The 20,105-nt window shown below is 43.3% G+C and carries 22 protein-coding genes and 2 pseudogenes; 10 read left to right on the plus strand and 14 right to left on the minus strand.

All coding sequences use genetic code 11. The annotated features are described in order from the left end of the window. The first annotated feature begins 47 nt into the window (after positions 1-47). The 5 genes from F6K37_RS05070 (at position 48) to F6K37_RS05090 (ending at position 5,240) form a co-directional block, all read left to right on the plus strand. Positions 48-170 carry a hypothetical protein gene (locus F6K37_RS05070; RefSeq protein WP_267872070.1) on the plus strand — a complete coding sequence of 41 codons (123 nt, stop codon included), beginning with the start codon at positions 48-50 and terminating at the stop codon, positions 168-170. Between the two features lie 24 nt (positions 171-194). After that, positions 195-1,205 (plus strand): chemotaxis response regulator protein-glutamate methylesterase, encoded by a 1,011-nt coding sequence (locus F6K37_RS05075; RefSeq protein ID WP_008187558.1) that lies wholly within the window; start codon positions 195-197, stop codon positions 1,203-1,205. Positions 1,206-1,478: 273 nt separating this feature from the next. After that, a complete protein-coding gene (locus tag F6K37_RS05080; protein ID WP_008187560.1) occupies positions 1,479-2,075 on the plus strand; it encodes an IS607 family transposase in 597 nt (198 codons plus the stop codon). 28 nt (positions 2,076-2,103) lie between these two features. Then, positions 2,104-3,576 (plus strand): IS200/IS605 family element transposase accessory protein TnpB, encoded by a 1,473-nt coding sequence (locus F6K37_RS05085; RefSeq protein WP_044494133.1) that lies wholly within the window; start codon positions 2,104-2,106, stop codon positions 3,574-3,576. 146 nt (positions 3,577-3,722) lie between these two features. Beyond that, entirely contained in the window at positions 3,723-5,240 is a 1,518-nt protein-coding gene (locus tag F6K37_RS05090) for a response regulator (RefSeq protein WP_008187565.1), read from the plus strand. Positions 5,241-5,309: 69 nt separating this feature from the next. Here F6K37_RS05090 and F6K37_RS05095 read toward each other — a convergent pair whose 3' ends face one another. The 10 genes and pseudogenes from F6K37_RS05095 to F6K37_RS05140 form a co-directional block, all read right to left on the minus strand. After that, entirely contained in the window at positions 5,310-5,516 is a 207-nt protein-coding gene (locus tag F6K37_RS05095) for a hypothetical protein (RefSeq protein WP_008187567.1), read from the minus strand. Positions 5,517-5,693: 177 nt separating this feature from the next. Then, a complete protein-coding gene (locus tag F6K37_RS05100; RefSeq protein WP_008187569.1) occupies positions 5,694-6,704 on the minus strand; it encodes a hypothetical protein in 1,011 nt (336 codons plus the stop codon). Positions 6,705-6,718: 14 nt separating this feature from the next. Beyond that, positions 6,719-8,194 (minus strand): mechanosensitive ion channel domain-containing protein, encoded by a 1,476-nt coding sequence (locus F6K37_RS05105; protein ID WP_008187572.1) that lies wholly within the window; start codon positions 8,192-8,194, stop codon positions 6,719-6,721. A 366-nt stretch (positions 8,195-8,560) separates the two neighbouring features. Next, positions 8,561-8,794 carry a hypothetical protein gene (locus F6K37_RS05110; protein ID WP_287248645.1) on the minus strand — a complete coding sequence of 78 codons (234 nt, stop codon included), beginning with the start codon at positions 8,792-8,794 and terminating at the stop codon, positions 8,561-8,563. Positions 8,795-8,837: 43 nt separating this feature from the next. Then, complete coding sequence (locus F6K37_RS05115; protein ID WP_008187573.1) at positions 8,838-9,182, minus strand: XisI protein; 345 nt, start codon at positions 9,180-9,182, stop codon at positions 8,838-8,840. Continuing rightward, a pseudogene (locus tag F6K37_RS45390) lies at positions 9,170-9,584 on the minus strand (XisH family protein). Before F6K37_RS45390 ends, F6K37_RS05115 begins: the two are co-directional and overlap by 13 nt. Continuing rightward, on the minus strand, positions 9,584-9,757 hold the full coding sequence (locus tag F6K37_RS05125; protein WP_008187576.1) for a hypothetical protein: 174 nt from the start codon (positions 9,755-9,757) through the stop codon (positions 9,584-9,586). The pseudogene F6K37_RS45390 and the gene F6K37_RS05125 overlap by 1 nt, the downstream one beginning before the upstream one ends. 77 nt (positions 9,758-9,834) lie before the next feature. After that, the gene (locus F6K37_RS05130; RefSeq protein ID WP_008187578.1) at positions 9,835-10,101 is read right to left on the minus strand and encodes a type II toxin-antitoxin system RelE/ParE family toxin; all 267 of its coding nucleotides are present in this window, start codon (positions 10,099-10,101) and stop codon (positions 9,835-9,837) included. After that, entirely contained in the window at positions 10,101-10,475 is a 375-nt protein-coding gene (locus F6K37_RS05135) for a hypothetical protein (RefSeq protein WP_202799229.1), read from the minus strand. The genes F6K37_RS05130 and F6K37_RS05135 overlap by 1 nt, the downstream gene beginning before the upstream one ends. Positions 10,476-10,500: 25 nt before the next feature. After that, a complete protein-coding gene (locus F6K37_RS05140) occupies positions 10,501-10,737 on the minus strand; it encodes a hypothetical protein (protein WP_044494135.1) in 237 nt (78 codons plus the stop codon). Positions 10,738-11,246: 509 nt separating this feature from the next. Here F6K37_RS05140 and F6K37_RS05145 point away from each other — a divergent pair. Continuing rightward, positions 11,247-11,375 carry a hypothetical protein gene (locus F6K37_RS05145; protein WP_287248650.1) on the plus strand — a complete coding sequence of 43 codons (129 nt, stop codon included), beginning with the start codon at positions 11,247-11,249 and terminating at the stop codon, positions 11,373-11,375. 679 nt (positions 11,376-12,054) lie between these two features. On the opposite strand, the gene F6K37_RS05150 is transcribed toward F6K37_RS05145, so the two are convergent. Then, positions 12,055-13,521 (minus strand): eCIS core domain-containing protein, encoded by a 1,467-nt coding sequence (locus F6K37_RS05150; protein ID WP_287248652.1) that lies wholly within the window; start codon positions 13,519-13,521, stop codon positions 12,055-12,057. Positions 13,522-13,594: 73 nt separating this feature from the next. Here F6K37_RS05150 and F6K37_RS05155 point away from each other — a divergent pair, with 73 nt between their 5' ends. Then, the gene (locus F6K37_RS05155; protein ID WP_287248654.1) at positions 13,595-15,739 is read left to right on the plus strand and encodes an ATP-binding protein; all 2,145 of its coding nucleotides are present in this window, start codon (positions 13,595-13,597) and stop codon (positions 15,737-15,739) included. Here F6K37_RS05155 and F6K37_RS05160 read toward each other — a convergent pair. The 3 genes from F6K37_RS05160 to F6K37_RS05170 all read right to left on the minus strand — a co-directional run bounded on the left by F6K37_RS05160 (position 15,736) and on the right by F6K37_RS05170 (position 17,038). Beyond that, positions 15,736-16,041: a hypothetical protein gene (locus F6K37_RS05160; protein ID WP_287248656.1), complete on the minus strand. Its 306-nt coding sequence runs from the start codon at positions 16,039-16,041 to the stop codon at positions 15,736-15,738. The two genes, F6K37_RS05155 and F6K37_RS05160, sit on opposite strands and share 4 nt — an antisense overlap. A gap of 251 nt (positions 16,042-16,292) precedes the next feature. Beyond that, a complete protein-coding gene (locus F6K37_RS05165; protein WP_071104416.1) occupies positions 16,293-16,724 on the minus strand; it encodes a MerR family transcriptional regulator in 432 nt (143 codons plus the stop codon). 128 nt (positions 16,725-16,852) lie between these two features. Continuing rightward, positions 16,853-17,038 (minus strand): hypothetical protein, encoded by a 186-nt coding sequence (locus tag F6K37_RS05170; protein WP_287248660.1) that lies wholly within the window; start codon positions 17,036-17,038, stop codon positions 16,853-16,855. A 37-nt stretch (positions 17,039-17,075) separates the two neighbouring features. Here F6K37_RS05170 and F6K37_RS05175 point away from each other — a divergent pair, with 37 nt between their 5' ends. The 3 genes and pseudogenes from F6K37_RS05175 (at position 17,076) to F6K37_RS05185 (ending at position 19,650) form a co-directional block, all read left to right on the plus strand. Beyond that, positions 17,076-17,225, plus strand: coding sequence for a hypothetical protein (locus tag F6K37_RS05175; protein WP_287248662.1), 150 nt, complete (start codon positions 17,076-17,078; stop codon positions 17,223-17,225). A 192-nt stretch (positions 17,226-17,417) separates the two neighbouring features. Then, entirely contained in the window at positions 17,418-17,576 is a 159-nt protein-coding gene (locus F6K37_RS05180) for a hypothetical protein (RefSeq protein WP_353837797.1), read from the plus strand. Positions 17,577-18,224: 648 nt separating this feature from the next. Next, positions 18,225-19,650: pseudogene (locus F6K37_RS05185) on the plus strand (IS4 family transposase). Positions 19,651-20,105 lie beyond the last annotated feature (455 nt).

Below are 20,105 nucleotides of genomic sequence, written 5' to 3' on the forward strand. Positions count from 1 at the left end.
CAAGCTTATTAATTAATAAGGTTTGATTAATAAGTGGGAAAAAACAAATGAATAAAATAGACTATAGCGTTGATCATACTTATGAGGTACATTCAATTTTCTTAGGCTTACTCCCGACTCCCGACTCCCGACTCCCGACTCCCGACTCCCGACTCCCGACTCCCTTATAAAAAAGTAATCAGCATTTTTATGACATGAAAATAGCAATTGTTAATGATTCAATGATGGCAGTAGAAACCCTGCGGCGTGTCTTGATGGGGGTTCAAGACTATCAAGTAGCTTGGGTGGCTAGTGATGGTGCCGAAGCTATTGCCAAATGTACCAAAGACCTCCCAGACTTAATTTTGATGAATTTGACCATGCCAGTAATAGATGGGGTTGAGGCAACTCGCCAGATCATGAAACATTGTCCCTGTGCGATTTTAGTGGTAACCGCTAGCATCCAGCAGAATTCATCGAAAGTATTTGAAGCCCTTGGATATGGAGCCTTAGATGCTGTCAGTCTGCCAGTTTTGGGCACTCGCGGTAACCCAGATGCTGCCCAGGAACTACTTACTAAAATTGCTACCATTGGTAAACTGATCGGAAAATCCACCCCAAATTCAAAATCCCCAGCCCGAAATTCCCAACTCCATCTTCCGCCGTTAATCGCAATTGGTGCTTCGACTGGAGGACCAAAGGCTCTAGCAACGATTCTCTCCAGCATACCAGCAAGTTTCAGTGCAGCAATTGTGATTGTCCAGCATGTGGATCTGCAGTTTGCTTCAGGATTAGTGCAGTGGTTGAATAATCAGACACCCTTGGTAGTCCAGCTAGCGTCTGACCGTAGCCGTCCAGAAGTAGGGAAAGTATTGATTGCTGGAACCAAAGACCACCTGTGTTTAACATCGAATTTGAGGTTAACCTACACCAGCAAACCCAGTAATTATCCCTACCGCCCCTCCGTGGATGTTTTTTTCAAAAGTTTAGCCGAGTACTGGAAGCGCAAGGGCACGGCTGTGTTGTTAACTGGCATGGGTAGAGATGGAGCTGAAGGGCTAAAACTGTTGCGCTCTAAAGGTTGGCATACTATTGCCCAAGATAAAAGCAGTTGCGTGGTTTATGGGATGCCGAAAGCAGCAGCAGAGTTGAAGGCGGCGGTGGAAATTTTGCCCCTAGACGCGATCGCACCTGCCCTAATCAAAGGATTCGCTTTTAAGCCTTAGGTAAATTCCTATAGCTCAATTCCAATATCATTTTTATTGCACAACATTGATCTCTTATAATAATTCTTAACAATAACTGACTATTAATCACAATTGGCATGACATAGTTTTCCCAGTTTGCCCAGAGTATTGAACAAAATTTGATAAACTGCTAAACAAATTAGCTAACCCCAAGTTATTTATCGATGCTGTACCTGATCTGATTGATAGCCGCTTAACCAAGCCCAATCAGATCGGGATATATTAGGATGTAACGGTACAATACGGACAAATATGTATCTTACTCCAACCGAAGCTCAAAAACGATATGGTTATAATCCCAAAACCCTAGCTAGATGGGCAGATGCAGGAAAAATCCAATGCATTAGGTCTCCTGGAGGTCACCGCCGCTATCTAGCTAGTTCCATAGATCGACTAATAGTTTGCGTTGACACTCGCCCTGTAGTCCTTTATGCCAGGGTTTCAACCAAGTCTCAATCGGAGGATCTAAATTCCCAGATTGAGTATTTGGGCAGGAACTACCCAAATTGCCGATGCTATTCAGAATATGGATCCGGATTGAACTTCAAACGCCGGAAATTTATTGGGCTAATGGAAAAAGTAGCGAACTCTGAAATCAAAACTATTGTCGTGGCTCACAAAGACAGACTGTGCAGATTTGGGTTCGATTTTGTCGAGTGGTTTTGCCATTTACATAACTGTCAAATAGTGGTGCTCAATAACACTTACAAGACCCCCCAGCAAGAGTTGATGGATGATTTTATGTCGATAATGCACTGCTTTAGTTCTAAGCTTTACTTTCTTCGTCGCTATGAAAAAGAAATTAAATCTACTGTCACCAAACTGGACAATACAGACAAAAAGCTATAAGATAGACACAAATAGCAAAGATCAAGCAATGACAGCAAAAGTAGGTATCAACAAAAAGATCTCAACTCAAGTCGTCCCGGTTGTCGGGATGGCAAAGTCGGTTGAGATTGAGCTGTTGTCTACGATGAAAAAGCTAGGAATCGTCAGGTCTGAGTCTTACCACAAACTAGGCAGCATAAAGCACTGGGGCTTAGACTGGAAAAAAGCTTACCCAGAAGTTAGAACTTTCAGAACTCCTGAGTCTCTGGGATTACCTTCAAAACTAATGGAATGGACTGTTAGTGATGTAGCGAAAGCTGTTAGGGCTCAACAGGCAGCTTGTGCTGATGCAGTAATCAAAAAAATTTACAAAAAGTTTCCTGGAAAAGATAACCAAAAGACAAGAAAAGAGTATGCCACGCAGCTGAAGACCTTAGCTCTTTTAGATAGTCCACTACTCCACAGGCTTGTAAGGATTGAGTTTCAGCGAGGACATTCTTGGGTCAAAAATCAGATAGTTTATCAGCAAGGAGGCTATAAGTGTAAGCGTATATCGCGAAACACCTACCAATTAGAAATAGCTGGACTCAGGAGAGGAAAAAGAAACAGGATATTAGTTAGGTCTAACCGAAAAATAAAAGGGCAAATCAGACTGATATACAACCAATTAGTGCAGCGCTTTGAAGTTCACTTCCTAGTTGACCATGGGAAAGTGTGTATCCCAGTTGACCGCCGCTCTGTTGGCGTAGATAAGGGATACACAGAAGCTTTCTTTGATTCAGAAGGGAAAGCTCATGGCAAAGGGTTGGGTAAGTTAGCGTCCAAGAAGTCAGATCGGATATGCGCTAAGAATCGGAACAGAGGAAAACTTTGGGCAATTCACAGGAAACTAGAAAAGATAGACCCGGCTAAGTCAGCTAGGATTTTAAAAAACAACCTTTCTAGGAAAACAGAGAACCGCCGTTATAGAAAAGACCAAACTGAAATATTATCAGTTATTGGTCAAGCCTCTAAGTCTTTATTTGGAGGAAAGGCATTAAAGGTTTTTGCAGAAGATTTAACACAACCAATTAAAAATAAGCGCCAGTCCAAGGCCATGTCTCGCAAGCTTAATAGCTGGATGAAAGGTCAAATGCGAGACTCTTTACAAAAATGGGCTGATTGGACTGGCTCCTTTGTAACAGAAGTCCAGCCGAGCTACACGTCGCCAGTTGACTCCATAACTGGAACCCTATTAGGGAAAAGGAGTGGGGACAGCGAACCCATATTTAATGGGGTCGTGTTGCCGGCTGACTGCAATGCTGCTAAGAACATCTTGGATCGGGGTATAGACTTCGAAATTTCTCGGTACTCTTCTAGAGCCGAGGTTCAGGCAGTATTGTTGCGCCGTACCGCGCGTTTCTTAAAAGGTATGGGACTGAGTCTTGCTGATGCAGTTGAGCTTGGATGGCTTGACTCTAAGCATAGTAAGACTCGGGCTTTTAAGGAACTCCTGAACGGGATTTCAGGAGCGCCCAAATAGATGAGTGGGAGGCTTAACTCCGATTGCTGCTTGACCACTCCTCACTTGGGCAACAATAAAATTTACCTTAACCGATTTGTAGGGACTTGTCCTAATAATCCCGGTTTAAGAGTATCCCAAAGCTGGACAAGGACATTACAAATAAAATGGTGACCCAAGAGCCGATTAAAGTCCTACTTATCGATGATCAGCCCATGATCGGCGAAGCCATCCGCCGCATGTTGGCTCCGGAAAAGGATATTATCTTCCGCTATTGTCAGGATCCAACTCAAACCTTAAAAGTAGCTAAGGAGTACCAACCAACGGTCATTCTACAAGACTTGGTCATGCCGGAGATGGATGGCTTGTTGTTAGTGCGTTTTCTGCGCTCTAAGGATTCGCCGACTAGACCTATTCCCCTGATTGTACTCTCAAGTAAAGAAGAACCAGTAATTAAAGCCAAAGCCTTTGGATTTGGAGCAAATGATTACTTAGTAAAACTGCCAGATCGGGTAGAACTAATTGCTCGGATTCGTTACCATTCCAAAGCCTATCTTAACTTCCTGAAACGAACCGAAGCTGAAGAGCAGCTTAAAGCTGAAAATCTGCGCCAGTCAAAGTATATAAAACAGGTAGAAAAGGTAACAGTAGCAGCCGCCGCTGTGGAAAATGATACCTTTGAGCCTGAAAATCTGGAGGAAGTAGCTGCTCGGAGCGACGAGTTAGGACGACTAGCACGGGTTTTCCGGCAAATGGTTCAAACGGTAAAAGCCCGTGAGCAAGAATTGACTCAAGCCAATGAAACTCTGGAAACCCTAAAAAATTCCTTTGCTCGGTTTTTCCCATTTGAATATCTGAATTTTCTGCACAAAGACAATGTGATTCATGTCCAATTAGGCGACCACGTTAGTAAAGAAATGGCGGTGATGTTCAGTGATATTCGCTCCTTTACTACCATTTCTGAGAGTATGACACCAAAGGAAAACTTTGACTTCGTCAATGCCTATCTTAAGCGTGTTAGTCCTGAAATTCGCAATCACGATGGCTTTATTGTCAAATTTCTTGGGGATGGCATGATGGCAATTTTCCCTGATGGCGCTGATAATGCTGTCTGTGCTGGAATTGCCAAGCTCAAAAAAGTCCACCAATACAATCAAAAGCGTGAAGCCAACGGTTATTTACCGATTCAAGTAGGGATTGGTATCCACTATGGTCACATGATGGTGGGGATGGTTGGAGAGACATTCCGAATGCAGGGGGATGCTTTTTCTGATAATGTTAACTTGACCGCTCGTTTGGAAGGCTTGACCAAGTTCTATGGGGTTTCTTTCTTAATTTCCCAGCAAACCTTAGAGAAATTGAGCAATCCAAATCACTATCAAATTCGGTTTCTAGATCGAGCAATTGTTAAAGGTAGAAATGAACCCCTTGCCATCTATGAAGTGCTGGATGGTGAGACGGAGGCAGTTAGGGAATTGAAGTTAAAAACGCAACTGGAATTTGAACAAGGTTTAGAGTGTTATCGCACTCAAGGATTTGACAAGGCTTTAGAATATTTTAATCACGTGTTAATGGTGAATCCTTTGGATAAGACCGCTGCCTTATATATGGAGCGAATTAATCAGTTGATGGCCCAAGGGGTGCCACAGGATTGGGATGGAGTTTGGCGGTTTACCAAGAAGTAAGCTATCTGGATTAATGGGAGTAGGGAGTAGGGAGTAGGGAGTAGGGAGTAGCTGACAAGGGTAGGTTTTTTAGTTTGGAGATAGGTAATAGGTAATAGGTAATAGGTAATAGGTAATGGGTAATGGGTAATGGGTAATGGGTAATGGGTGATGGGTAATAGGTAATGGGTAATAGGTAATGGGTAATAGGGGGAGCATGTCACTTATGCCTAATATTTGTACATTATCTATAGCCCCCTCATGGGTAATTGCTTGCTCTAATGGTACATAGTTCATCTGTTCGGCAACTAAGACCGGCTCCCTAACAGGATTTTTGTTGTTTTGTCAAGTAGTTCATTTGTTCGGGAAATTTGACCTGCTCCCATCATGTTTAATCGATTTTAGGAGTTTTTAGGTGATTCGGCAACACTATCATTGATTGCATTTTTGCTCTTGATTTTAAGCTGATATCACCTAATTTTTCAGATACTTATCGAGCTGGAAAAACTCAATCAATTCCTCAAAATTGGTGTCATTAGCGGTAGGAGTTGAGAATTCAATAGCTTTAATTATGGCTGGATTCAAATACTTAAAAACATCATGGGTTAAAACTGCAATTGCTTCGGCGGTAAACCCTTTAAGTTCACGAGCCAATCTAGCCATTCGTCCCTTAGCAAAATTGACTTGAAAGCGAGTCCTTTTCAGCAGCCGTTGTCTAAGATTTTCATAAATAGTTTGTTTATCGATAGCTTCGGAATCAGGAATATCTTGATTCAAAATTATGGGGATAATATCAGGATTTTCTTCTAGAAATAGCAGACTGCCTTCCTCGTTAAATGCTTCAATCCCTTCCATTCCCAAAGTGCCTAAATCAGCCAAAGCAATAATCCGAGCTACCAGAGATAGGTTTTTATCATAAGAGTAGAGGTCAGGTTGGTAAATTGTATTGTCTGAAGTATCATACCAACAAATGGTAGCGTTAATCGCTTCTGTAATGATTTGTAAATCTGAATCGGTAAACAAGGCCAGATGGTTAGGAGTTTGCTTACTTATCCATTCATTCTGATTTTTGATGTAATCCAAAAGCTTAGTAATTGTAGCGGCTTCGCTCACACCACTTTCTCGCCGTCTAGAGGTATAGGGTTGGATTTGAGGGAGAAACTCTTGCACCATATCGTGAGCAATGGCGCACAGATCGATTAACTGTTTGATTCTGCTCAGATAGTCTGGTGCTATATCATTGTCCAGACCGGCTTCCCAATCGGGTCTGATGGCTTGGAAAATCCGATCAGCTCTACGCTGAACTCCATTAACATGGTCACAAGTATGATAGTAAAGCTGTTTTCGCTCCGTTTCTTTTTCCATTTCCAACAGAGCAAAGGTTTTCACCCTAGTGACTGCTTCCACAAAGGAGCTAGGAAGCTGATCTGACTCATCAATTGAGGGGTGTGATAGATACTGATTATCCTGATTACGTTGATTCATGATAACTATCGGTTTTAAATACCAAAAATTGATTTAATACGTTTGCGAACTGCGGCGAAAGGAGTTTCGTCTTGCTCTGTGGAACTGACGGTTATTCCTAAGCGTTCCAATGTCTCTTGACGTTTGGATAATTCTTCAGAAATTCGGTCAGCTAATGCTTCGTGCTTAGCCAATAGACTTTGTAAATTGTCTCGATCCACCACAAACAGCATTGTCTCTTCTAGGGTACGAAGAGTAGCAGTACGGGGAGTACCCATCAGCAGAGACATCTCCCCGATAAACTCCCCAGACTTACGGGTAGCGACTCGTTTTCCAATGGATTCCACGAACACTTCCACTGTTCCAGATAGGATAATATAAAATGAGTCCCCTGGATCGTTTTCCCGACAGATGGTTTGGTCAGCTGGGAGAGTTTTCCGATAGCCCTCCTCAATGATATGTCGCAGTTCCATATCGCTACAGTTTTTAAAATAACTTACTTGCCGCAATAGATCCGCCAGCTTCCAGGTATAAGGGGATTCAGACTTGGGTTTGGGTTTGTCTGGAGCTGATTGGTTGTGGATTGAGGAGGAGCCATTAGTCACCCCGGGGGTTTGTAATTGTCGAAACAGGGACACTAAGGTTTCTGGATTGTGCATACGCAAGCTTAGCTCAGGGCGGCCGGGTTCGATTTGGCGCGATCGCAATTCCGTATCAATCAGATAATACAAAGCGCTTTTAATTGCTTCGATCTCTGCTGGTTGATCGATCCAAACCAAAAGCTCAAAATCCATTCCTTCCTCTCCATAGCCCTTGAACCAAACCTGGGGAGAGGGAGAGGATAAAACGCGGGGTTCTTGGCGGGCAGCCGCTAACAGCAGCTCTGTGACGACAAGGGAATCCAATTCATCGGGAAAGTTCATGGGAATTTGGAGACGACTCGTCGGGTCTTGGTAGCTCCAGTTTATGACATTATTTTGGACAAAACTGTTATTCGGAATAATCACACAAACGTTGTGGATGGTTCGTACTACTGTAGAGCGAATCGATATTTTTTCCACAGTTCCTGACAGATTATCTATTTCTATATAGTCTCCCACTTTAATCGGTTGATCTAGCAGGATAGTCAGACCACTGATAAAATTGCTAGCTAGATCTTGTAGTCCAATTCCAAAGCCAATACCGAGAGCACCAGCAAAGATGGCTAAGGAACTTAGGTTAATCCCCGACGTTTGCAGAACGATTAAAAACCCTAAGATGGTTAGAATGTAACCGATAATAGAAGCGAGGGCTTCGCGAGTACCCCGATCCATCCTGAAACGGCTCAGTAACCAATGTTTAATCAGGGCTTTGATGGTACGGGAGATAATAATAGCGATGATACATAAAAACAGGAATTTGCCTAAGAAACTCAGAGAAAAGGCTTGGTCACCAAATTCAAATAGCTTGGCGGTAAATACCTTAGAGATGGCATTCCAGATTTTCTGTAGCGGTGTAATAATCCAAGTCATCAGAAGTTTTTAAAAGGGAACAGGGGAAGAGTGTGGGGCTCACAGGGGTAGGTTTTTTACTTTGGAGATAGGTAATAGGTAATAGGTAATAGGTAATGGGTAATGGGTAATGGGGAATGGCTGCTCGCCTTCAGATGCTTGGGGTTTGGTGGGCAAATGTACAAGGTTTGACCAATTGATCAGTTATCATCGACCAATGCCCACCCTACTGCTCGCCTTGGGGTTTGGTGGGCAAATGTACAAGGTTTGACCAATTGATCAGTTATCATCGACCAATGCCCACCCTACTGCTCGCCTTGGGGTTTGGTGGGCAAATGTACAAGGTTTGACCAATTGATCAGTTATCATCGACCAATGCCCACCCAACTACAAGAGCGATCGCACTATTTTATCAAAATCCACTGATTGTGGTGTAGGGTGGGCAAATTCTAAACGGAAGTGCGATCGCATTCGGAGCGGGTAGGGTGGGCAAATACTAAAACGGAAGGCAATTTCATCTCTAACCCAAGACCATTTGCCCACCAAACAACCCACGACAGTAGGGTGGGCAAATACTAAACCGAAGGCAATTTCATCTCGAACCCAAGACCATTTGCCCACCAAACAAGATCAGCGATTGGCCTACGGCCACGCTACTGAATGCTTACTTTGTGCCATAGCCTGAGTATTGGCGCATAGAAGGTGGCTGAAACCCAATAACAATATCATTTTTGGGAACGTTCATATTAACCAGATCTTGACCAATATCCCATTCAGTATTGTTATTCTGAATCCAGATCTTGCCATTTTTAATCTCTAAATGAACTGAACAGCCATAAACTCTTTCTTTCTTGTCCCAGCCGATGGCCATTACTTGATAATGGTCGTTTTCCGTATCAAAAATGTTATGAATTTCCATGTCACCATGAGAGGGTTTGTAACTGGCATATTGACTCAGTAGTTGCTTGATTATACTGCGATAAGTTTGAAGCTTTTCTAGCTTTTCCATGATACAATTACCTCATTATCAATGTCATAACTTAATAGTTTAAGTTGGTAATCTTGAATAACCATTTGAGGAAATTCCTTCTGAAAAAACCTTCGGTAGGTGGTATCGGGAATCGCCAGAAATAATTGTCGTTCTGGATCTTTTACCTTTAAGGCTACTCGATAGTTAATGAATTGACCAATGGCAAGGTGGAAGTCTGTAATTGAGGAGGGATTAATAAAACTTTTGATTTACCACTGCCTTCCGCTGACCATTTCTTTCTGCCGCTATTAGCTTTTCGGCACCCAGATCAATAAAAAATTCTACTCCGCCTACTTTCAAAAAAAACGGATCATCGGTAATTTGCCAACCATCTTTAATTAAGGCATTTTTGACAACATCATGAAATAAGTCTTTTGCCATTACTCTTGCTTCCTTGCATCACAGGACCTTTGGTATTGAAAGTGTTGGCGGAGGTAACGAATAAAGTAGGGGGTAAAGCGAGCATTCCGTAGGGTAGGGTCGGCAAATTCTGATAGCTTGGCAATTTCATCAGTGCGATCGCACTCAGTGGCGTAGGGTGGGCAAATAATCATATTAATACCATTTGATCTCGAATCATGTCCATTTGCCCACCCTACAAGAGCGATCGCACTTCCAAATTCATGATCATTTAGAATAAATCTGCATGGGAACCGGAACGAACCAGAAAAAGATTGGTTTCTGAGGTTTTGTAGATTAAAATCCAGTCTGGTTCGATATGACAATCTCGGTATCCACTCCAATTTCCTGTTAAGGCATGATCTTTGTATTTGGGTTCTAGTTCTTTTCTCTCTAATAATTTATCAATAACTGATTTAAGCTTTTCCATATTTTTGCCACGCTTCTGTAGCCGTTTGACGTCTTTCTTAAAGCGGTTTTCAAAAACAGGTGATAGCATTAAATTCCCAGTTCATTGTAGAGAGATTCTTTATTGGCACAAACGGTCAAGTTTTTTTGTTCTTCAATATTTATAATCGCTTGTTGGGTCTCTTCATTGAAGTCGTTAATTGTATAAGTGTTCTCTTCAATTCGTTTCTCTCTTTCAGCTTGCTGCAAAATAAGCGCGAGGTGTTTTTGTAAAAAAATGGCTAGGGCGTTTTGTTGTTCTTCCGAAAGCTGTGCGATCTGCTCAAAGGTTTCTTGGATTAATTTAGTCATGGGTGGTTTTTGCGAAACCGTATTGATCGAAATTGTAGCACTTTGACATCCTCCCACCGCTAAATCAAAGATTATAGTGCGATCGCACTCCATGGCGTAGGGTGGGCAAATCATCAACCATTAACCATTTGATCACCAATCATGTCCATTTGCCCACCCTACTACTGATATAATATGTCACATGTTGATAGTTCCCTGTTCCCTGTTCCCAGGCGTAGGGTGGGCAAATCATCAAAGTAATACCATTTGTATACCAATCATGTCCATTTGCCCACCCTACTATTTGATCAAAATCAACAGGGAGTAGGGTGGGCAAATTATGATTGTGGCGTAGGGTGGGCATATAATCAATGTAATACATATGTCCACCAATCATCGACCTTTGCCCACCCTACTACAAGAGCGATCGCACTTTGCCCCGTCCGCCATCGATAATGCTTTCGAGCCAAGAGCATCGACCCTTGCACCGCTTCTTCTCCGATTTTCGGTTATTCATTCATGGTCACTTTGCTTCTTGATGATGGGTTCGTTCCTTTCTTGATTTACTACGTAAACGTAGTGCTGCCAGATATATGTGCAGATAATGATAGCCATTCCAATCCACAAGCCGGGCTTTTTCATGTAATGTAAACCTCCATACAACGGCAATAAGTTACCAGACCCTAACGCCCCAGACTAGAGTTGCTTACAGTAGGGTGGGCAAATTATGTAGGGAAAGGCAATTTCATCTTTGTGTCATGTCCATTTGCCCACCCTACTACTGATATAATAATATGTCTACATCATTGGTGTTACGAGCGCGATTAATATAGCGTTTATCGTAGCTATGAGGTACACATTATTTTTGCCCTCTTCCCTCACTTCCCTTCCTGGGAGGGGTTAGGGGTGGGTTCCTCTTCCCTCTTCCCTGCTCCCTGCTCCCGTCTTGATGCAGTCGCTCATGGGGGAAACCCCCAAGACCGCGCTGCATCGCTGCTCCCTAAAACCCAAAAATTTGTACCTCACAAGTCGTAGAATTGCTATTATTAAGATAATTGCAGCAATCGTTGTCAAAACCAAACGAAAGGCCAATTCAAAATTCAAAATTCAAAATTCAAAATTCAAAATTCAAAATTCAAAATTAGAAATTAGGGCTCTCCTAGACTGATTATACTAAATTAGTAGTTTAAATTAGCTTAACCCCCTCAGCATAGCAACCTTAGGAGAGCCGAAATTATAAATTCAAAAGCATTTTGAATTTTGAACTCATAATTTTGAATTGGCCTTATTTTGAATTTTGAATTGATTGGGTTGGGGGTGGCGAAAAAGACGGTGGAACGCATGGTGGATAAGGTGGCTCGGCTTTACGAGCAAGGTGCGGATGAGGTTACGGAGACTTACCTTAACCATTGGTGGCGGTGGGTTAGAAGTGGGGTGGATGGGGTGAGTCTGTTTGGTTTTGGGTTGGTGCATTACATGGCTTTTACCCAACCAACCACAGAGGCGTACCCATGACCTAGGGTAGGGTGGGCAAATTCTGAGAGTTTGGCAATTTCATCTCGAATCATGTCCATTTGCCCACCCTACTAGATCAGCGATCGCACTTGCACAGAGATTTTCATGCGCATACCTTGGCTTTTTCGGATTCATTTACGACTTGGGGGCATACTCCCTTTCCTCTCTCTTTTTACCCACTGCGGTTATTGAGCAATTATCAAAATAAATCCTCCGGCTCGAAATCGTGCTTCAATAATGCATTTGGTCCATTTTTATCCACCCACTCCCTTGCTAAGCCTAACGACCATGGGTATAGGAAATCTCTTGTCCGTCTGGCTAACTCTTCCTTCATCTTTCCATCTTTCAATGCCTGCAACACCATTTGTATTGGCGGTTCAACTGCATTGTGGCCTCTTGTGTGAAACGCCCAAACCATTTCTTTCAGCACGAGCACCGGTGCCCCGTAGTCACCAGTTTCCCTATTTTTTTCTGTGAAATGCTCATAACTGAGCGTTACATATGCCTTTGTATTATCCGTCTCTGTTCCTCCTACTATCTCCCCATCTAATTTATTCACTGCTTGCAGGTGTGGGGTCTCATATTCTAAGTGCTTTGGTCCGGCCGCATCCAAATGCAACGCCAGTTGCCATTCAACCAGGAAGTTGTATTCTCTATTGTCTATCCCTTTGATCTGGTGCCAATAGGCCAACGTCCCTTTTTTAAATACTTGTCTTATTGTTGGTGACTTCCCTTCACTTTGCCTTTTCGCACGCAAATTGGCTATTTCCATCTTTTCTGCATCACCCAGACCGCTCCTGGTTGCCAAATTCTGTTCGGGTACGTTATTAATTACATTGTATTTCGCTAATTGTGTGATCCGGCTTCCTGGGTCTCGAAAGTTTCCCTTTTTCTCCCTCTCCTGTGCTCCTTTTAACTCTGAAAACTCCAACTTTCCTTGTACTGCAGCACCCCGATTACAGCTTTCGCAAACATTGATTGCTTCTCTCTCAAGGGTCGGTTGGTCATTTATCAGTACTCCTTTTTCAATACGGGTTGACCGAACCCTTCCCTGCTTCTGCTGCACCACATGCCATGCCTCATGGGCCAAATGCTTCTCCTGCCCCGGCCCAACATGAATATCCGTCCCCTGTGCATACGCCAATGCCTGCAACTGTGCCGGTTTCTCCGAGTTGTAATGAACCCTCACATCATCCATCGAATAGCCAGATAGGTTCTCAATTCCAGCCTTGAGGCGATCAGGCAAGCCAGTTTTGTTTTCTTTTTTGCTACTCAGTTCCCTCATGCTTTCGCCATATGTCAACGAATCCCCCGTCAACGGTTGTGCTGCTCGCTGCACCATATTCCTTTTCCGCTGCACTTCCATTTGCCCACCTTGATTCGCCCCAAGCCTGCAACTTTGTCCCGGCTGTCCAAAAGAAAACTTGGCTTGCAGCCCCATCTCTCTCCTTCCCGTTTCCGGCTGGTATTGTCCTGATTCTAAGGTGCGCATCACCTTCGCACTGATACTTCCCCATTCCCCGACCGCCTCTTCCGCGTTCCACTCCCTTTCCTCTGCTTCCAAAATTTCTCTATAACCTTTCCCTCTGGAGTCTTTCTTTTTTTGTTCTAATGACACTGAAGTAGAGTGAGAATATTTCGGTTTATAGGTATGAGTAGTGCGCATAGCTATTTCCTTTTACCAAGTACCCTTGAATAAAACCAGATCAGTCGATCCATCCGTCTTCCAGGAGCGCGACATGGCACCCCTTTCTCAAACCAACTGGTATCACTCTAATATTAGATCTCTGTTACAAGAAATCGATCGAGTTCGTAACTATTTAGAAAAATACATAGAAGGTAAAATAAATCAACAAATCGTAACTGAATTTGTTGACGATACTTCGGCCCTGGCTGAACTTTGTATCCTTTTCAATCTAACCCCAATTGAAAGGGATATCCTGCTAATGTGCGTGGGCCAGGAAATAGAACCTATGTTCCAGTCTTTGGTGGCCATTGCCCAAAAAAATCATCCTCACAAAAACTATCCTACAATAAGTTTAGCTCAAGACGCCCTGCCCGGACCCAGTTGGCATGTCCTTTCTCCCCAAAGCCCTTTACAATACTGGCAACTGCTCCAGATTGAACCTGGATTGAGCCTAACCAAGTCCCCCCTAATAATTGACCAGCGTATCCTCTGCTTTCTGTTAGGAGAAAATGCCATAGACCAGCAATTAGCAGGCAATATCACTCCCCAACCGCCTCAGACCAACCCTCTTATAATGCCTAGCTCTCAGTTAAGTATAGGGTCGCAATTGATCACCATTTGGTCTGGCAGCGAGGGGATAAATAGCTATCCCGTGGTGCAATTATCTGGCTCGGACCGTAGCACTAAATACCAAATTGCCTCCGCCACTTGTCAGGGTTTGGGGTTAAAGTTACATACTCTCGACCCTGCCGCTCTGACCACCAAGCCCCAGTTGGTCTACCAACTCGCGAAGCGTTGGCAAAGGGAAGCAATACTTAGCAATAGTGTCCTGTTTATTGACTGCGATAGTTATAATTTTACGGAGCCAGGGCGGCAGTATGCTCTGAGCCAATTTATTGATAGTAACAATACTCGTTTAATCCTCAGCTGCAATCACCGAAAAATTGACTGTAAGCGGACTGTTGTTAACCTAGACATCCCCCCATTGAGCCACCAGGAACAATATGACCTGTGGGAAAGCCATATAGGGTCAGCTGCAGCAGAACTTAACGGTCAAATAGAGCGCATCGCCGTACAGTTTAACCTCAGTAGTGCTAGTATTCAAGCCGCCTGTGATCAATTCAAAATTCAAAATTCAAAATTCCCACAAAATCCCGGATCTAGCCCCCCTAGCGCCCTAACCCACCCCTACCCCCTCCCAGGAGGGGAACCTGGGGAAAACAGATTTCAAAGTCCCCAAAGAACAAACAGCGAAGCCTCCTCTGGTTTCCCCCTTTTTAAGGGGGACGGAAGGGGGATCTCGGATAATGGGGGCAAAAATCTCAGAGACGAAACCCACCAACCCACTCAATTATGGGATTTATGCCGCCAAATCAGCCGTAATCAATTAGAACACTTAGCGCAACCGATAAATGCTACGGCTACCTGGGACGATCTGGTTTTACCTACCCCACAACGGCTGCTTATTGGGGATATTGCCACTCATCTCAGATACAAGTATAAAGTCTATCAGGAATGGGGTTTCGCCCAAAAAGGCCATCGGGGTTTGGGCATCAGCGCCCTATTTTACGGTGCTAGCGGAACTGGTAAAACCATGGCAGCAGAGGTATTAGCCAACGAATTTCGCCTCTCACTTTATCGCATCGACCTAAGTCGAGTAGTCAGTAAATATATTGGTGAGACCGAAAAGAATCTGCGGCGGATCTTTGATGCTGCTGAAACCGGAAGTGCTATTCTTCTGTTTGACGAAGCGGATGCCCTGTTTGGTAAGCGTACCCAAGTTAAAGACAGTCACGACCGCAACGCTAACATCGAAGTCAGCTATTTGCTGCAACGAATGGAAGCATATCGTGGGTTAGCTATATTGACCACCAATTTCCAAAGCGCTCTCGATAGTGCCTTTGAGCGCCGGATTCGCTTTGTGGTCTCCTTTCCTTTTCCCGGACCCGAAATCCGTACCCAAATTTGGCAGCGGATTTTTCCTCCCCAGACACCAACCCAAAACTTAAATTACCAGAAACTCGGTCAACTCAAAGTAGCTGGTGGAAATATTCGCAATATTGCCCTAAATGCCGCTTTTTTTGCCGCCGCAGCCGATGAAGCCGTGAACATGGAACATATCTATGAAGCAACAAAACGGGAATATCAAAAGTTGAAGAAAATGTTGACAAACGAAGAGATAGAAGGCTGGTTTTAGTTGTGGGGAGTTAATGGGAATCGGGAATCGGGAATCGGGAATCGGGAATCGGGAATCGGGAATCGGGAATCGGGAGGTAGTAGGGTGGGCAAATGCTGACCCTCTGACAACAATATCTCGAATCGGGTCGATTTGCCCACCTTCCCTGAGCGGCTGTGGGGTTTGGTGGGCAAATGCTGACCCTCTGACAACAATATCTCGAATCGGGTCGATTTGCCCACCTTCCCTGAGCGGCTGTGGGGTTTGGTGGGCAAATGCTGATCCTCTGACAACAATATCTCGAATCGGGTCGATTTGCCCACCCTACAAGCTACTTTATTTTTAATTTTTAATTTTTAAATTTTAATTACTAAAACCGTGGAGTAGGGTGGGCAAATACCAAGCCAATCACCATTTAATCGGGAATTCTGTCATTTGCCCACCCTACAATAACTAAATAATGAAATAGATAATTTGGAATAGTCGCAAAGCCTTGACCGACTTAGTTAATAGCCGGAAAACTACCACCAGCGATGCAGCGCGGTCTTGGGGGTTTCCCCCATGAGCGACTGCATCAAGAAATAAAGTGAATATCACTGAAGGTTTCGATCCACAAACGAGCACCACAATCAAGGGGATTATCCGGCTGATAAACAATCTTACAAGGACCAAGGATTTCCACCTCATTACCGTAGAGATTAGTGCCCTTTCGTTTAACTGAAATCACTGGCTTCCGGTCTTTGGGGCTTTTCTTGATATTCGAGCCAATGTGATTGCGATTGACATTAATCTTCGCTAAAGCGGTTGTACGACTAGTGCGCCATTTGCCCTTCGGTCCACGATTACCTTTAGTAATTTGTGGCAAATGGTTGAACAGAGGAATAATCCAGAATTTCCCGCTTTTATACGCACCCCGGACCCGACCCTTCTCTAGGAGTTGGCGCAATCGTCGAGAGGAAATTCCTAATAGAGATGCTGCTTCAGTAGTTCCAACGCACTTGTTCATCAGTGGACTCAGTTTTAACTATTCCGATAATACTAGTTAAAGGTATAAAAGGAAAATTGACAACTTGAGGGAATTTAGAATTTAGAATTTAGAATTCAGAATTGGGAATCGGGAATTAACGGAAGAGTTTAGGATACGGTTGGTGGATGCGTTCGCGCAGCGGCTCGTACCGAGCATCGCGTAGCGTGGCCTACGGCCAATCGCGCAGCGGCTCTTTGGATCGCGTAGCGGCTCTTATCGCGCAGCGGCTCTTTGCATCGCATATAGCTGTGGTCGAGAAATGGGTTCGTCCCGGCTCCAAGGTCCCATCCCACTACTTAATCTCACTACGGATAGCAATTCTGATCACAAGTGAGGTACACAGGATTTTTTTCCACTCCCGATTCCCGACTCCCGACTCCCGACTCCCGATTCCCGATTCCCGATTCCCGACTCCCGACTCCCGATTCCCTATTCCCTATTCCCAACATTTGTTACAAAAATTTTCAAAATATGTTATAATGAAAGATTATTTGTGTTAGTATAAAAATACCGTGGACGCGAAAACGTTCCACGGTAAGAGCCAGCCGACAGTTTCTCTCGGCTACAGGCTGGCTCTGGAGCCCCAGTTAAGGAGATACCTAATATTTTATGTCGTACTCTCAACGCCTATATCCATGGGCGCTCATTCGTCTATTGCCGAATATGCAGCGGATGGTTGTTCGTCGTTTCCGCAACCGATCGGATGCTGAGGGTCACTTGCAGGCTCTTAAACGGCTGATGCCTGATGAAAAATTTATTATTATCTTCGATTTAGGAGACCCTATGGACGGCGAGTTTATAGACGGCGAGTCTATAGACGAAGAATCTTAAGAAACAGGAAGTTTGGGAAGTCTGAAAAGGGTGCATGTCAATTTTGTTAACCCCTGATTCAGATCCCCCTAAATCGGGAGCATCCCAATTTGGCACGTTAGCTCTTTTTAGGGGGCTGAAACCCTTGAAATATCGTTGCTTTGGGTAATATTGTTTCCAAAATGGGATGCTCCCCCTAAATCACCCTTAATAAGGGGGACTTTTCAATCTAATTCCCCCCTTTTTTAAGCTATGCTTTATAAACATATTTCTTTACAAAAAACTTGACAAAAATCACTTTATATGATTCATAACAAATCCGCTGGCCACACCCCCTTTATAAAAAATCGACCAAATCCTTTTATTCGAGAAATCTATAGCTGTTTGGATAAGGGGGGTATGGGAACAGGATTTAGTATAATGTGATCAAAAAACTTGACGTCCCACGTTCTCGCTCAGTTTGTATAGGGAAAGCCTTTTGCCAAAAAGGAGCGAAAAATCGTGATAGTTAGAGGGGATTTTGGGGGAATCATGTTAATTTAGTTGATATTGATCAGGAGATAATTTTGATGATCAGGGTACCCTCGGGTGTTTTGATCGGGGTAGATATCAGGAAATTGATCCTCTCTTCATATTAGAATATGAAAGCCAATGTATAGGAGCAAGCTGATGTCAGGGTGGGCTACAGCCGAATTAAAAAATGCTCAATTGGGAGATGTTCGACGAACCAAAAGATTAATCCTAATCGTAGATAATCTATCTAAAAAACCGTCAGCAACTGTGCCAGAAGCCTGTGGGACTTGGGCAGCCACCAAAGCCACTTATGACTTTTGGGACTCCCCATATATAAAACCAGAACAGATTAGACAAGCTCACATCGATTCGACTCTAAAAATAATTACAGAACAGGATTGGATCTTAGCTATTCAGGATACAACAGAATTCAATTATACTAATCATCCAGCTACTCAAGGAATGGGATATCTTGATAGTAAATATTCACAGGGTTTGAAAGTACACTCGACTCTCTTGGTGCGCGTTCCCTAGGCGAGGGAACCTCGCCGGGGTCGCACCGCTATAGCAGTGACCACAGAAGGAATTCCCTTAGGACTGATAAACCAACAAGTATGGGCAAGAGACATATTAGAATTAGGAAAAGCGTCAACCCGTCATCAAAAACCAACTAATTCCAAGGAAAGTAATAAATGGTTATTGGGGTTAAGGGCAACAAAAGAGTTAATTACTTCTGGTCAAAAAGTCGTGACTATTGCCGATAGAGAAGCCGATTTTTAGGATTTATTTGCTGCCTGTAGTAGTTTGGAGTCAGCTTTCTTGATTAGAGCTACTCAAAACAGATGTTTAATGGACTCTGATCAACACTTAAAAGAAGCCCTAGAAGAAGTTCAGCCTCAGGGAGAACTAATTGTAGAATTAAAACGCAATTTAAATCGGAAAGCTCGTCGTGCTAAATTAACTATTAGGTTTACCAGTTTAACTATTAAAGCGCCTCAAAATCGTCCATGGCCAAAACACTTATCAGCCATCAACTTACAAGTCATTTTAGCGGTAGAAGAAGACCCACCATTGTCAGAAGAGCCAATTAGTTGGTTGTTACTGACTAATTTACCAATTAGTAATTGCTCCCAGGTAATTCGTTATGTTAAATGGTATAGTTATCGTTGGCTAATCGAACGTTATCACTATACTCTAAAAAGTGGTTGTGGTTTGGAAAAACTTCAATTAAAAACTGCTCGACGTTTAGAGATGGCAATGGCCGCCTTACTCGATTGTGGCTTGGCGTTTACTTTGGCTTACGTATCAAGCTCGTTGTTATCCTGAAACGGATTGTTCTGTAGTTTTAGAACCTTATGAATGGCAAGCTCTTTACGCTACTATTCATGAAAAAAAATATCCCTTTACTCGTCCTCCTACTTTAGGAGAAGTTATTGGTTGGATTGCACAATTGGGAGGTTTCTTGGGGCGAAAATCTGATGGCGCTCCTGGAGTTAAAACTCTTTGGCGTGGTTTAAGAAGATTAGATGATATTGCCCGTACTTGGCTATTTTGTCATAATTCTTTTTTTGATGAATCTTAGATCGTAATAAGAGGCTACATAACCATAATAAAGACTATTAACCGATTGCAAAGCTGATCAGTCCGTGCTCGGCCTTTACTAATCGGTATGAATTGCTATATTCCTACTTGTTTAATTCAGCTTTGTCAAGTCAATAAATGTCTATTTATTTCCTGGGGGGGCGACAAGCGGCCTGTAACCCTTGATATATATTAAATTGAGCGAATTATGGTAAAAAAAGATAGGTCATAAATTGTCAATACGACCTACCAATCGAGAATGAGACAAGAATTATATGTGTATCTCCGGCATTTTCTGGTTAGGAGCTAAGAGCATCTTTGAAGAAATATTAGCATTAAGAGTTAACCCCCATGACCATTCAACTGCGATCCCACATTTCCTCTACTGAAAACTCAGCACTCAGAACTGAGCAGTATTTTCCGATAATTTCTCACAACATTAAAACCTCTGCCGAT

This window comes from Moorena sp. SIO4E2 (genome assembly GCF_010671945.1).
Lineage (GTDB): Bacteria > Cyanobacteriota > Cyanobacteriia > Cyanobacteriales > Coleofasciculaceae > Moorena > Moorena producens.

Coding starts and splice junctions, on each gene's coding strand:
- F6K37_RS05070 (WP_267872070.1), top strand. CDS start 48: ATGAATAAAATAGACTATAGCGTTGATCATACTTATGAGGTACATTCA.
- F6K37_RS05075 (WP_008187558.1), top strand. CDS start 195: ATGAAAATAGCAATTGTTAATGATTCAATGATGGCAGTAGAAACCCTG.
- F6K37_RS05080 (WP_008187560.1), top strand. CDS start 1,479: ATGTATCTTACTCCAACCGAAGCTCAAAAACGATATGGTTATAATCCC.
- F6K37_RS05085 (WP_044494133.1), top strand. CDS start 2,104: ATGACAGCAAAAGTAGGTATCAACAAAAAGATCTCAACTCAAGTCGTC.
- F6K37_RS05090 (WP_008187565.1), top strand. CDS start 3,723: ATGGTGACCCAAGAGCCGATTAAAGTCCTACTTATCGATGATCAGCCC.
- F6K37_RS05095 (WP_008187567.1), bottom strand. CDS start 5,516: ATGAACTATGTACCATTAGAGCAAGCAATTACCCATGAGGGGGCTATA.
- F6K37_RS05100 (WP_008187569.1), bottom strand. CDS start 6,704: ATGAATCAACGTAATCAGGATAATCAGTATCTATCACACCCCTCAATT.
- F6K37_RS05105 (WP_008187572.1), bottom strand. CDS start 8,194: ATGACTTGGATTATTACACCGCTACAGAAAATCTGGAATGCCATCTCT.
- F6K37_RS05115 (WP_008187573.1), bottom strand. CDS start 9,182: ATGGAAAAGCTAGAAAAGCTTCAAACTTATCGCAGTATAATCAAGCAA.
- F6K37_RS05125 (WP_008187576.1), bottom strand. CDS start 9,757: ATGATTATTTGCCCACCCTACGCCACTGAGTGCGATCGCACTGATGAA.
- F6K37_RS05130 (WP_008187578.1), bottom strand. CDS start 10,101: ATGCTATCACCTGTTTTTGAAAACCGCTTTAAGAAAGACGTCAAACGG.
- F6K37_RS05135 (WP_202799229.1), bottom strand. CDS start 10,475: ATGATTTGCCCACCCTACGCCATGGAGTGCGATCGCACTATAATCTTT.
- F6K37_RS05140 (WP_044494135.1), bottom strand. CDS start 10,737: ATGATTGGTGGACATATGTATTACATTGATTATATGCCCACCCTACGC.
- F6K37_RS05150 (WP_287248652.1), bottom strand. CDS start 13,521: ATGCGCACTACTCATACCTATAAACCGAAATATTCTCACTCTACTTCA.
- F6K37_RS05155 (WP_287248654.1), top strand. CDS start 13,595: ATGGCACCCCTTTCTCAAACCAACTGGTATCACTCTAATATTAGATCT.
- F6K37_RS05165 (WP_071104416.1), bottom strand. CDS start 16,724: ATGAACAAGTGCGTTGGAACTACTGAAGCAGCATCTCTATTAGGAATT.
- F6K37_RS05180 (WP_353837797.1), top strand. CDS start 17,418: ATGGTTGTTCGTCGTTTCCGCAACCGATCGGATGCTGAGGGTCACTTG.